The 12,204-nt window shown below is 71.2% G+C and carries 9 protein-coding genes; 4 read left to right on the top strand and 5 right to left on the bottom strand.

The genetic code is table 11. The annotated features are described in order from the left end of the window. Positions 1-152: 152 nt before the first annotated feature. Positions 153-1,418, bottom strand: coding sequence for an ATP-grasp domain-containing protein (locus AC0VYD_RS09915; RefSeq protein ID WP_475479582.1), 1,266 nt, complete (start codon positions 1,416-1,418; stop codon positions 153-155). Then, on the bottom strand, positions 1,415-2,074 hold the full coding sequence (locus AC0VYD_RS09910) for an NHL repeat-containing protein (protein WP_475479581.1): 660 nt from the start codon (positions 2,072-2,074) through the stop codon (positions 1,415-1,417). The genes AC0VYD_RS09915 and AC0VYD_RS09910 overlap by 4 nt, the downstream gene beginning before the upstream one ends. A gap of 182 nt (positions 2,075-2,256) precedes the next feature. Between AC0VYD_RS09910 and AC0VYD_RS09905 the strand changes: the two genes are divergently transcribed. The 4 genes from AC0VYD_RS09905 to AC0VYD_RS09890 all read left to right on the top strand — a co-directional run bounded on the left by AC0VYD_RS09905 (position 2,257) and on the right by AC0VYD_RS09890 (position 7,967). Then, positions 2,257-3,264: a methyltransferase gene (locus AC0VYD_RS09905; protein WP_475479580.1), complete on the top strand. Its 1,008-nt coding sequence runs from the start codon at positions 2,257-2,259 to the stop codon at positions 3,262-3,264. Positions 3,265-3,504: 240 nt separating this feature from the next. Then, positions 3,505-4,833, top strand: a complete 1,329-nt coding sequence (locus AC0VYD_RS09900; protein WP_475479579.1) for an NDP-hexose 2,3-dehydratase family protein — start codon at positions 3,505-3,507, stop codon at positions 4,831-4,833. 87 nt (positions 4,834-4,920) lie between these two features. Further along, positions 4,921-6,246, top strand: coding sequence for an aminotransferase class V-fold PLP-dependent enzyme (locus AC0VYD_RS09895; RefSeq protein ID WP_475479578.1), 1,326 nt, complete (start codon positions 4,921-4,923; stop codon positions 6,244-6,246). Positions 6,247-6,260: 14 nt separating this feature from the next. Further along, on the top strand, positions 6,261-7,967 hold the full coding sequence (locus AC0VYD_RS09890; RefSeq protein ID WP_475479577.1) for an ABC transporter substrate-binding protein: 1,707 nt from the start codon (positions 6,261-6,263) through the stop codon (positions 7,965-7,967). Positions 7,968-8,096: 129 nt separating this feature from the next. Here the strand turns inward: AC0VYD_RS09890 and AC0VYD_RS09885 are convergent, their stop codons facing one another. Genes AC0VYD_RS09885 through AC0VYD_RS09875 form a run of 3 tightly spaced genes read right to left on the bottom strand, consistent with a single transcriptional unit; the run spans position 8,097 to position 12,199 of the window. Further along, a complete protein-coding gene (locus tag AC0VYD_RS09885; RefSeq protein ID WP_475479576.1) occupies positions 8,097-9,815 on the bottom strand; it encodes an ABC transporter substrate-binding protein in 1,719 nt (572 codons plus the stop codon). After that, on the bottom strand, positions 9,816-10,850 hold the full coding sequence (locus tag AC0VYD_RS09880) for an NAD-dependent epimerase/dehydratase family protein (RefSeq protein WP_475479575.1): 1,035 nt from the start codon (positions 10,848-10,850) through the stop codon (positions 9,816-9,818). It abuts the gene before it with no gap. Next, the gene (locus AC0VYD_RS09875; protein WP_475479574.1) at positions 10,847-12,199 is read right to left on the bottom strand and encodes a nucleotide sugar dehydrogenase; all 1,353 of its coding nucleotides are present in this window, start codon (positions 12,197-12,199) and stop codon (positions 10,847-10,849) included. Before AC0VYD_RS09875 ends, AC0VYD_RS09880 begins: the two co-directional genes overlap by 4 nt. Between the last annotated feature and the right edge of the window lie 5 nt (positions 12,200-12,204).

Below are 12,204 nucleotides of genomic sequence, written 5' to 3'. Positions count from 1 at the left end.
GGGAGCATCGATCTCAGAAACTATATTTTTTTAAAGTTCTCGTCAACGACTCCCGTGCAACGGAAGACAGTTCTCACCCCGAGGTGAGGGCCTTCCCAAGACAGCCCGAAACAGGCGGCCACCGCCATGGCCGCCCTCAGGACCGGACCGCCTCAGCCGACCCGGTCCGGCGTCTCCTGCATGGCGTGCAGCGTGAAGGCGGGTTGCACGCCCCGGAGCGCGTGGAGACAGGCGCTCCGTGACTCCGCCACGGCGATGGCCAGCCCGTAGCGGCCCCACACATGCCCTTCAGGCGGTGGCGCCACCCGGTCCCCGCGCTCGACGGTCGCATCGGCCACCGCTATCGGCGAGGGCAGCTCGGACCTGCTGATCTCCACCCGGTCCACCGTGAGCGCGCGGTCGGGATAGAGGAAGCGCACCCCGGCGACCCTGCGGTGGGTGATGACCGGTTCCGGAGCCAGGCCGAGGGCGATCGACGCCGCGGTCTTCGCCGCGTCGATCCCGGTGGCGGCCCTGCCGAGGAAGGGGATCAGGTCTCCCCCCAGGCGGCAGTTGACCTCGATCACCTTCCACCCGTCGGCTCCGCGGCGCAGTTCGGTGTGGGTGGTACCGGTGGTGAAGCCCAGGGCCCGGTGGGCACGCAGGAGCGCGTCGAGCAGCCCGGGGTCGGAGATCAGGGGGTCGGACCCGTCCACCACGTGCCCGACCTCCTCGAAGTACGGGGCGAAGCCGCTCTGCTTGCGGGCGACGAAAAGCGGGCGGACGTGCCCGTCACCGCAGGCCGAGTCGACGCTGACCTCCCCGCCCTCCACACACTCCTCGACGAGGACGCCGGCGTCGTAGTAGCGGGCGATGGGCACGTGGGCGGCGCGCGCGTGGGCGTAGGCGGACTCCACCTCCCGCGGGGAGTCGGCGCGCACCACACCGAGGCTGGCCCCAAGCGCCCGCGGTTTGAGCACGACGGGGAAACCGATCCGCGACGCCTCGCGCACCGCGTGCTCGGCGGACAGGACCAGTACGGACCGGGGCTGGGGCACACCCGCCGCGGCGAGGATCGTCCGGGTCCTGTGCTTGTCACGACACCGGTCGATCACGTCCGGCGGCACGCCGGGGAGACCGAGTTCGGCCGCGACGCGCGCACTGTTCTCCATCTTCAGCTCATCCCAGCACAGCACCCCCCGGACCGGGTGGCGCGCGGCCACGTCGAGGGCGGCGGCGAGCAGTGCGTCGGGGGCGGAGGTGTCGACCACGGTGCTCCCGAGGAGGTGGTCGTCCTCCCATGTGGTCTCGGACTCGGCGAGAAGCCATACGTCGGCCATCTCCGCGACGCTGCGCAGCAGGTAACCCCGGTAGTGCTCGAAGACGACGCCCACGAGGAGGAGCACCGGCCGCCCCTCCAGCCGCTCGGCGCCGCTCACGTCCCGCTCCCCTCGCGCAGGATCTCGGGAAGGATCGCGCGGAGGGCGCGGCCCGGGAAGTCGCAGTACCAGAGCAGCCGCCCGTCCCATGCCATCCCCGTGGGGTGCCCCTTGGCGGGCGCACTGAAGACCTTGCGCTCCGTGCGCACGTCGTACCCGCGGATCACCTCCTCCTCGTAGTCGCTGTAGAAGACGACGCCCCCTGCGTAGGTGAGGCCGGAGGGGTTGCCCTCGACCGGGAACTCGCGCTGGACCGTCATGGTGGCCAGGTCCCGCAGCTGCACGACAGGGGGCCTGCGCAGGCACATCCAGAGCCCCTCCGGCCCCGCCTCGGTGCCGCACAGGCGTCCGTTGGAGGGCCGGACGGCTTTGCGGCCCTCGATCCCGCCAGTGTCCGGGTCGATGAGCAGCAGCCGCTTGGGGCGCTCGCCCACCTGGGAGAGCAGGCCGTCGAAGTGGGTGAGGTCCGCGCGGGCACCGGGACAGGGGTACCGCTCCAGGACCCCGCCGTCGTCCGGGTCCAGGGCGTACAGCTCACCGGCCCGCTGGTCGGAGTGCCAGAACCGTTCACCGTCCCAGGTCAGGCCGCACAGGTAGGTACCGGGCACGGGCAGGGAGGAGACGACCGAACCGTCGTCGGTGTGCTGTGGAGTCATGGCGTCCACTCCGTTCGTGGTCGGACTCCTGGCCGCGGGACCGGGCAGGGGAGGGGCTCTCCGCGTGCCGTTCTTCGACGAACGAACCAGAAGAAGAGAACTTTATATAGGTATAGTCATTAAGCGCGTCGCCGAAGTCAACCACGAACCGGGGCGACCGCCCACACGACGGGAGAAGGATCATGGACGACCACTCCTCGGCTCTCTTCCTCTACGAAGAGGCGATGACCTACACCTACTCCGCGGCACTGCGCACGGCGGCGGCGATCGGCGTCGCGGACCACCTGGGCGACACCCCGATGGAGCTCGGGCCGCTCGCGGAGGCGACCGGGGCGCGCCCTGACGCCCTGCGGCGCGTCCTGCGGCTGCTCGCCTCCCGGGGGGTGTTCGACGAGCATTCCGGGGACCGCTTCTCCCTGGGGGAGCGGGGACGCGCGCTGCGCAGCGACTCCGCCGTCCCCGCCGCCCCCGGCGTCCTGATGTTCACCGACACGATGTTCTGGACCATGACGCACCGCCTTCCGGAGAGCGTGCTGCAGGATCGGCCCGAGTTCGCGCGGTTGTTCGGGCTCACCCTGCCCGCCTACCTCGACTCCGACCCGGCGCTGGACGAGCTGTACTACGAGGGCATGGCCACGGTGTCCGACGCGGAGAACGAACTGGTGGTGCGAGGGTGCGAGCTCCCCGCCCACGGAACCGTCGCCGACCTGGGCGGACGCAACGGCAGCCTGCTGGCCAGCGCCCTGCGCGAGCACCCGGGGCTCAAGGGCGTGCTGTTCGACCGGCCGGGCGCCGTGGACACCGGCCGCCTCCGGGCCGCCGAGGACCTGCGCGGACGCTGGCGTACGGAAGAGGGGGACTTCTTCACCGGGGTACCGACCGCAGACGTCCATCTGCTCAAACGCATCCTGCACAACTGGGACGACGAACAGAGCGTGCGCATCCTGGAGAACTGCCGCAGGGCGCTCGAGCCCGGCGGGCGGGTCCTGGTAGTGGACGCCGTCGTCCCCCAGGACAGCACCGAGCACCAGGGCAAGGCGATGGACCTCATGATGCTGGCGGCCCTGACCGGCCGGGAACGCAGCGCGGCCGAACTCGAACCGCTCTTCGAAGCGGCGGGGCTGCGCCTGTCCAGGGTGATGGGCACCTCCACCGTCATGTCCGTGGTCGAGGGCGTGCCCGCGCGATGAGGCGTCCCGACCGACCGCCCCGAGCACCTCCCTTGTGTTCATCGCCATCAAAAAGGTATATGTATTTTAAGTATTTTGTGCCGAAGTGATCGCTGCCCGCTCCGTCCGCCGGACTCGGAGGCAGCCGACCCAGCGGGAGAGCGCGTGCGGACCAATACCGAGGCGAGGGAAGCCCTGTCCGAACGGTTGGCCGTATCGGCACAGGTCAGGAGCTCCCCCCGGGGGGGTGTCGGCTCATGGTTGGCGGCCAGGCGCGACAGCGGCTCCTTCAGGGTCGAACGCGTCCCGTTCGACCGTCTCCGAGGCTGGGGGTTCGCCCCGGGTTCGGGCGACCTCGTGCACAGCAGCGGCGGATACTTCAGCGTCCGGGGCCTGGACGTGCGCGCTGAGGAAACCTCCCCGACGCACTGGCAGCAGCCGATCATCCACCAGGCCGACGTCGCCATCCTCGGGATCCTGGCCAAGGAGGTGGACGGGGTCCTGCGCTTTCTCATGCAGGCCAAGATGGAACCCGGCAACACCACCACGGTTCAACTCTCCCCCACCGTCCAGGCCACTTCGAGCAACTACCTGCGCCTTCACCGCGGTGCCCGCCCGCGCCACCTGGAGTACTTCACCGAACCCGGCCGGGCCCGCGTACTCGTGGACGTGCTCCAATCCGAGCAGGGGTCCTGGTTCCTCGGCAAACGCAACCGCAACGTGGTGGTGGAGACGACGGCGGAGGTCACCGAGGGCGAGGACTTCACCTGGCTGACGCTCGGGGACGTGCTCGACGCCCTACACCGCCCCCACCTGGTGAACATGGACACCCGGACCGTGCTGTCCTGCCTGCCCTCCTCCGCCGCCCGGGGCGAGGGCCCCCGTGGGAACACGGGGTTCGCGGGGGCGGTGGAGGGCTCCTTCAGAGCCGCTGAGCAGGAGTCCGTCCACTCCTCGGCGGGCATCAGGGCGTGGATCTCCGGGCAGAAGGCCCGCCAGTCCCTGAGCGCGCGTCCGATCCCTCTCGGCTCGGTGACCGGGTGGGAGCGCACCGACGACGAGATCCGCCACGAGTCAGGGCGGTTCTTCTCGATCCTGGGGGTGGACATCGAGGCCACCACCAGGGAGGTTTCGAGTTGGAGCCAACCGCTGCTGGCCCCTCGGGGAACCGGACTGACGGCGTTCGTCGTCCAGCGGATCGCGGGAACACTGCACCTGCTCACCCGCGCCGATCTGAGGGCCGGATACCTGGACTCAGCCGAGATCGGCCCCACGGTCCAGTGCGACCCCGCCAATCTGGCGGTACTGCCTCCCGACCGGCGCCCCGCCTTCCTCGACCTGGTCCTGGACCCGGCCAGGACACGCGTGCGCTACGACGTAGAGCAGTCCGAGGAGGGCGGGCGCTTCCACCACGCGACCACGCGCCACCTGATCGTGGAACCCACGACGCCCCTGCCCCAGGACCTCCCGCCGGGCTATGCCTGGATGACGGCACAGCAGCTCAGCGAACTCCTCCACCACACCCACCACGTCAACATCGAGGCCCGGAGCCTGCTCCTGGCCCTCAGCTCGCTGCGTCCGCGCGACTGAGTCCGGGGCGCACAGGGCCCCGGGGCCAGCACCACCCGCCGCACGGGCCGATACCACCGTGTCCCCACGATCCCAGAGGGAGAGACCTTGGTTTCCCGTACTCATCCGTCCCGGTCGGCCCCGCCCCCGAGCGCGCCACGGCCCAGTGGAGGGCTACGCACGGCGTCCTGGGACGAGATCCGCGACCTGTTCGCGCTCGACCGCGACAGCACCCACCTCAACACCGGAACCGTCGGAGCGATGCCCTACGACGTTCTGGAGGTCAACGACCGGGTGACCCGGGAGTGGACCGGCGGTCTCATGAACGTCTACCCGCCCGCCATGTACACGGAGCACCGAGCCAGCATCGGCCGTGCCTTCGGCGTGGACGAGGACGAGATGGTCATCTGCCACAACGCCACGGAGGGCGTCGCCAGGGTCATCCAGGGGCTGGACCTGAAGAGCGGGGACGAGGTCGTCACCACCAGCCACGAGTGCTATTCGGTGCTGTCCAACTTCAACCTGGTGCGGAACCGGCACGGGCTGACGATCCGTATGATCACGCCCCCCTCGGGACCCGACGTGCGCGCCGAGGAGATCGTCCGGCTCTTCGAGGAACAGATCACCCCCCGGACCAAGGTGTTGGCGTTCGCCGCGATCACCCTGTTCACCGGCACAATGATGCCGGTCCGCGCGCTGTGCGAGCTGGCCCACCGCCACGGCCTGGTCACCGTGGTCGACGGAGCGCTGGTACCGGGGATGCTCGACTGCGATCTGCGCGCCTACGGCGCCGACTTCATCTCCTGTTCCGGATCGAAGTTCCAGTGCGGCCCCCTGGGGACGGGGCTGCTCTACGTACGCAACAAGGTGCACCCCGAGCACAACCCGCTGCCCCTGCCGACCTTCTGGCCCCTCATCTCCACGTGGTACCCGATGATCGGGGCACCGCCGCCGAGGACGACGACCTCGGTGGCGAGCTACAACATGGGCGACTACCTCCAGAGCGCGGGAAGCGCCAGCATCGCCAAGGGGGCCGCTCTGGCCAGGGCCTGCGAGATGTGGGACGAGATCGGCCGGGACCGTATCGAGGAGCGGGTACGGGACCTGGCCGAACACGCTCGGGGCAGGCTGGTGGAGAGCTTCGGCTGGGACGCCCTCTACTCCCCCTCCGCCGACCCGGGCCTGCGCTCGCCCCTGATCGCCTTCAACCCGTTCCCCGCGCCCGAGGACGCCTGGAACATCAAGAAGTTCACCGCCTTCGTGGACCGGCTGGAACAGGAGCACCGGATCTGGATCAGGTGGACGGAGTTCGACGTCCCCGGCTCACCCCACCAGCACTACGCCGCACGCCTGTGCACTCACCTGTTCAACGACCACGACGAGATCGACCGGGCCGTCACGACCATGGCCGCGCTGGCGCGCGAGATCTCTTGAGGGGGAGGACGGACATGAACGACGACGCGCGAGGCGGCGGTACGCTCCGCCTGCGGGGCCCCGCCGACATCGAGCCGCTGGACGCCGCGGTCGCGGAGCGGTCCCCGGCGGACCAGCTCCGGCGCCTGTGGACGCGCCAGCTGTTCACCTACGCCCCGGTGGGAAACCGCGACCAGTGGCAGGCCGTCGAGCCCGTGCCCGACCTGGCCGCGGCGGTGCCCTCCACCTACAACGCGGGGCTGGGGGCGAGCCAGACGTCCTACGTGGTCCACCTGCGCGACGACGTCCTCTGGGACACCGAACCGGCCCGCGCGGTGACCTCGCACGACGTCATCCGCGGACTGAAGCGCCTGTGCGCGCCCGTCGCGGGCACAGCGGCGCTCAGCCACCTCACCGGCACCGTCCGGGGAATGGCCGCGTTCCGCGCGGACTACGCCGCAGCGGTCCGCGGGCCGGCCGCCGGCGCGCGGGCGTTCGCGGACTTCCAGAACACCCACGACATCCCCGGCGTGTTCGCCCTCGACGACCAGACCCTCATGATCGAACTCGTGCGCCCGGCGCTCGACCTGATCGACGTCCTGGCGATGCCCTGTGTCGCGCCCGCGCCCGCCGAGTACGACGCCTTCGTCCCCGGAAGCGGGGAACTGTCCGCGCATACTCGTTCCAACGGCCCCTACCGTGTGGCCGTCCACGAACCGGGCGCGCGACTGCGGCTGGAGCCCAACCCGGTCTGGAACGCCGAGTCGGATCCCGTACGGGCACGGAACCTGGACGCGGTGGAAGTCACCGTGGACCCTTCCGGGCCGGACGAGATAGCCGAGAGCGTCCGCAACGGCACCGCCGACCTCCCGTGGGGCGTCGAACTGGCCGGGCCTTACCCGCCCCCCGAGCCGGAGCCCGGCCACCGGCTCGGCTACTCGCTCGACCCCTACCTGGCGTTCAACCTGGCCGCGGCTGGGGACGGCCCCCTGTCCGACGTCAGGGTCAGACGGGCCTTGGGCCGCGCCATCGACCGGGAGGCACTGGCCGGGATCGCCGTCGCCTCGGGCGCCGGGAACTCCGTCCGGGTGGCGGACTCGCTCGTACCGCCGGGCAACGACGCGGCCCGGGACTCCGCGTCGGGCCCGGCCCGCGGCGGTGACCCGAGCGCCGCACGCGCCCTGCTGGCCGAGGCCGGAGTGGACGGGGACCTGGAACTGACCGTGCTCCATCCGTCGGGGCGGACCGAGACGGCCATGGCGCGCTCGTACGCCGCCGACATGGAGAAAGCGGGTGTCTCCGTCACCCTGCGCGGCCTCGCCCCCGCGGCCCTGCGGCGCGTGCTGTCGGGGGACGGGGCTGCGGAGGACCGGAGCTGGGACCTCGTCGCGCTCTCCTGGTCGCCGGCCTGGTTCCACGAGAACGCCAGGGCGTTCCTCCAGCCCCTGTGCTCCGGTGAGGTGCTGGGCGGCCCGAACCCGGGCGGGTACGCCAACCCCGAGGTGGACGCTCTCGTGGACCGGGCGCTGCGGGCGGTGGAGGACCCCGGGACCCGGAACGCGGCCTGGTCGCAGGTGGAGGAGCGCGTTCTCGAGGACCTCCCCTTCCTCCCGCTGCTCTTCCAGGCGCCCTGGGCGGCGCGCCTGCGCGGAGCGCGCGTGCGGGACGCCGTCGAGCTGCCCGCGCTCGGGTTCTCCTACGATCTCGCCACTGTGCGGCTCATCGGGGCGGACTCCCCTTGACCACGGGGCCGTCGGGGCCGGGCCCGCGGGCCCGGCCCCGCGTCCGGTATCTCGAGGAGGTCCCGGCCCCAGGCGTCGGAGCGCTCCCGTCGGGCACTGTCAGCGAACCGATCGACCGGGGCGCGGGGTTCAGCCGGGTGACGGTGCGGATCCGTCCGGGGGGTCCAGCCAGATGTGACTCGCGTCGTACCAGCGGTCCACGTGCGGGAGTGGGACCGCTCCGCGTACGCGGTCGCTCATGATGTGCGGGATGGTCGGCTCACATACCAGGATCGGCACGATGGCGGCGTCCTCGACGACCTTGCGGTCCACCCGGTGCCAGAGCTCCTCGGCCCGTTCGGGCGAAGGGGCGCGGAGCGCCTCCTCGATGAGCCGGTCCACCTCCTCGTCGCGGTAGCCGCCGTAGTTGGCCGTACCCACAGCGAAGTGCGACTGGAAGAGCGGCTGTACACACGTCCGGCCGTTGTTGCCGAACCAGTCCGGCGTCCAGGCCGGCGCGGTCAGGTCCCACTCCCCCGCCTCCGCGCGGGACGGGTCCTGGAGGATGCGGTAGTACTCGTCGGCGTGGCGGATCATCCGGAGCTCGGTGTCGATCCCCACGGCGGCGAGATCGGCGGCGAGGTGTTCCCCGATGTCCCGGTGGGGAGTCTCCTCACGGTAGAGGAGGCGCAGGGTGAACCGGCCGCGACCGGACTCCGCGAGCAGTGCGCGGGCCCGGTCGGGTGAGCCCCGGTCGTCGGGGGCCTCGTGGGGCTCGTGGGCGCGGTGCCCGATGTTGCCCGGGGGAATCGCGGTGTGGGCGGTCTGGGTGACCGTGCCCAGGTCCATGTCGTCGAACAGGCGCACCAGGGCCGCCTTGTTGATCGCGTGCGCGATGGCCCGGCGTACCAGGGGGTCGCGCAGGGCGCCCCCCGCGTTCGAGCCGCGCATGTTGAAGACCAGGTAGGGGTTCATGGCGTATCCCACGCGGCGGTCGGCGTCGGGTACCACGCGGTCGGGGTTGATCACGGGGGCGCCCCAGGAGAGGTCTGCGCGGCCCGCCCGGACCGCCCGGCGCACCTCGTCGTCGGACACCCTGCGGATGCGTACGTCGATACCGTCGACGTACTGGTGCCTGATGGGGTCGGCCTCCTGCCTCCAGGCCGGGTTGCGCTCCATCAGGAGGTGGTCCCCCCCGAGGTAGGAAGCCAGCCGGTAGGGGCCGTTGGAGCGGATCCCCGCGATGAACTCGGGGCTGTCGGGGAGAAAGGCGTCGTACTCGGCGGGGGCCGCGGAGGCGAAGGTCGTCGCCAGGATGTTGACGAGGTCGTTCGCGGGCTGACGGAGCTCGATGACCAGGGTCCTGGCGTCTACCGCGCGCAGACCGCGGATGTCGTGCCCTTCCTGGTAGCGGGCGAGCGGGGCCGCGCTGGCCGGTGCGTCGGCCACCGCCTCGCGGTACCCCTGAGCGAACTCCGCCATACCGTCGACGGTGCTGGTGAAGTAGGTGAGGGCGCCCGCCCCCGTGACGGGGTTGCAGAGTCTCTTCAGACCGCGCACGAAGTCGGCCGCCGTCACCTCCCGCGCCGGTTCGGTGTCCCAGAGCACCCCCGGGCGCAGTCGAATGGTGTACGTGAGCCCGTCCTCGCTCACGCCCCCGTTCCCCACCGTGGGCATCTCCCGTGCCACGTCGGGCGCCGGGGAGAGGGCGGACTCGTCCAGCGCCGTGGGGTAGCTGAACAACTGCCGGGCGAACAGCCGGATGATCTGGTGGGAGAAGGCGTAGTAAGCGCAGGCGGGGTCCACGTGGTCCATGCCCCCGGGCCCGAAGTAGCGCAGCGTACCGCCGCGGACCGGTGCGGCGCCCATCTAACCCACCCGCCTTTCCCCGGTCGGGGCGGACGCCGGCTCCAGGGCGATACCGCCCTCGGGCAGCCGCGACCACCACGGGTTGGCGCGCGCCCACGCGACCGTCCTGGCGACCCCCTCCTCGAAGGGGACGCTCCAGCGCCACCCCAGGATCCGCCGTGCCTCGGACACGTCCGGCACCCGGCGTCCGACGTCCTCGTAGACGGCACCGACACGGGCCCGGGTGTCGAGTACACGCGGCTCCGCGTCGCTCCCCATCGCTGCGGCGACGGCTCGGACGGCCTCGGCCATGGTCAGCTCCTGGTCGCTTCCGATGTTGAGGGTGTGCCCGTCGGCGGCCCGGCTCTCCCCGGCCAGCAGGGTCGCCTCCACGGCGTCGTCGACGTAGGTGAAACACCTGGTCTGCGCACCGCCGTCGTAGAGGATCGGCCGCAGTCCGCGCGTCAGGCGGTGCACGGTCCTGCTGATCACGTAGGCGGGGCGCTGTCGGGGTCCGTAGACGTTGAAGTAGCGGACGATCGACAGGCGGGAGCCGTACCGGCGCGCGTAGGCCACGGCGAGGTGTTCGGCCACCGCCTTGCTGGAGGAGTAGCACCACCGGTCCGCGGAGGTACTGCCCAGCACCCGGTCGGCGTTCTCGTCCCAGGGGGTGGCCGGGTTCCTGCCGTAGACCTCGCTGGTGCTGGCCAGGACCAACTTGGCGCCGGCTCTCCTGGCCAGGTCGAGCGCGTTGCGGGTACCCAGGACAGAGGTGTCGATGACGTCGAGCGGGTCCGTGAGGTACTGGTCCACACCCACCACCGAGGAGAGGTGGTAGACCTCGGCGACCCCCCGGACGTCGATGCCTCGGAGGGCGTCCGCGGCGCGGACGTCGGCCCTGACGTGGCGTACGGCGGCCCTTCGGCCACCCAGATCCGGAGGTGCGGGTGCCGGGTCGACCACCACGACGTCGTCCCCCCGCCGGAGCAGCCGCTCCACCAGGTGCCCGCCGATGAAACCGAACCCGCCGGTCACCAGGGTCGTGCGCCGGCTCACCTGCCCACCCCCCGGTAGCGGAACCCGAGTTCGCGGAGCCTCGCGACCTCCTCCGCCGTGAAGTGGGAGCGCCCGTCGAAGACCAGGGCGGGAGCCGGGACCAGCTGGCCCAGCTGCTCCGGGGAGACTGCGCGGACCTGGGGGTGCCCGGCGAGGAAGGCCACCGCGTCGGTGCCGCGGACCGCCTCCTCCAGTGAGTCGGCCACCGTCCCGCCGAGTTCGGCGCGCACCTGGCGCGGGTCGGCCAGGGGGTCGTACATCCGCACCCGCGCACCCGCGCTGCGCAGGTGGTGCACCACCCCCTTGACGGGGGTGCCGCGCAGGTCGCCCGTACCGCCCTTGAAGGCGACACCGAGTACGGCGATCTCAGCCGCCGCGGGGTCCCGGCCCAGTTTGACGATCTCCTCGAGGATGGTCTCGGCGGCGTAGGCGGGCATCTCGTCGTTCACCCCTCGGGCGGTGTCGATGGTCCGCAGCCGTACGCCCCGGTCCATCGCCGCGCGCCAGGCCATCCACGGGTCCTTGGTCAGGCACGACCCGCCCACACCGATTCCGGGCTGGAGGATGTTCACGTTGCCCTGGCCCTTGGGCAGGGAGTTCGAGGCTCCGATGACGTCGGTGACGTCGATGCCGAAGGCGGCGCAGAAGCGCGCCAGTTCGTTGGCCATCGCCACGTTGGCGTCGATCCACCAGTTGGTGGCGAGTTTGACGGTCTCGGCGGCGTCACTGCTGGGCAGGATCCGTGTGGGCACCGACAGGGCGTCCTCCCAGAACCGGGCCGCGGCGGCCACGCCCTCCGGGCCTCCGCCCCCGACCACGACCGGTAGTTCGCCCAGTTGGACCAGGGCCTCGCCCTCGGCGAGCCGTTCCGGGCAGCAGACCAGGCCGAAGTCACGTTCCTGGGCGAGGCCGTCCTGTTCCAGCAGTGGTGCCACCAGGGTCCTGGTGGTTCCGGGTACCACCGTGCTCTTGACGATCACCAGCCGCCCTGGCCGGAGCCTGGGCGCGATCTGTTCGCACACGCGTTCCAGCTGTTCGGTCACGAGCGCCCCGTGCTCGTCGATGGGGGTCCCGACGGTGATCACCACCACGTCGACGTCCAAGAGGGCGTCGTAGTCGCTGGTGAAGGTCAGGTCCGGTGACCCGGCGAGCTCGGTGAAGGCGTCGATGACGCCGGGTTCGGGCACGGGGCAACGGCCCGCTCTGAGTCCGTCGACGAGCGCTGGGGAGCTCTCGATTCCCACGACGGGGATCCCGTTCCCGGCGAGAGCCACGCCGAGACAGCAACCGACGTAGCCGAATCCCACCACCGCCACCCTTGGACTACGGTATTCGGGCAAGAACCGCATGGGCC

It is taken from the genome of Nocardiopsis sp. iso_40 (assembly GCF_056173285.1).
The sequence above is the reverse complement of the archived record's forward strand: the minus strand, read 5'-3'. Positions and strand labels throughout refer to the sequence as shown.

Excerpts from the sequence above, each read along its gene's own strand:
- AC0VYD_RS09910 (WP_475479581.1), bottom strand. The coding sequence starts at position 2,074 with ATGACTCCACAGCACACCGACGACGGTTCGGTCGTCTCCTCCCTGCCC.
- AC0VYD_RS09905 (WP_475479580.1), top strand. The coding sequence starts at position 2,257 with ATGGACGACCACTCCTCGGCTCTCTTCCTCTACGAAGAGGCGATGACC.
- AC0VYD_RS09890 (WP_475479577.1), top strand. The coding sequence starts at position 6,261 with ATGAACGACGACGCGCGAGGCGGCGGTACGCTCCGCCTGCGGGGCCCC.
- AC0VYD_RS09885 (WP_475479576.1), bottom strand. The coding sequence starts at position 9,815 with ATGGGCGCCGCACCGGTCCGCGGCGGTACGCTGCGCTACTTCGGGCCC.
- AC0VYD_RS09875 (WP_475479574.1), bottom strand. The coding sequence starts at position 12,199 with ATGCGGTTCTTGCCCGAATACCGTAGTCCAAGGGTGGCGGTGGTGGGA.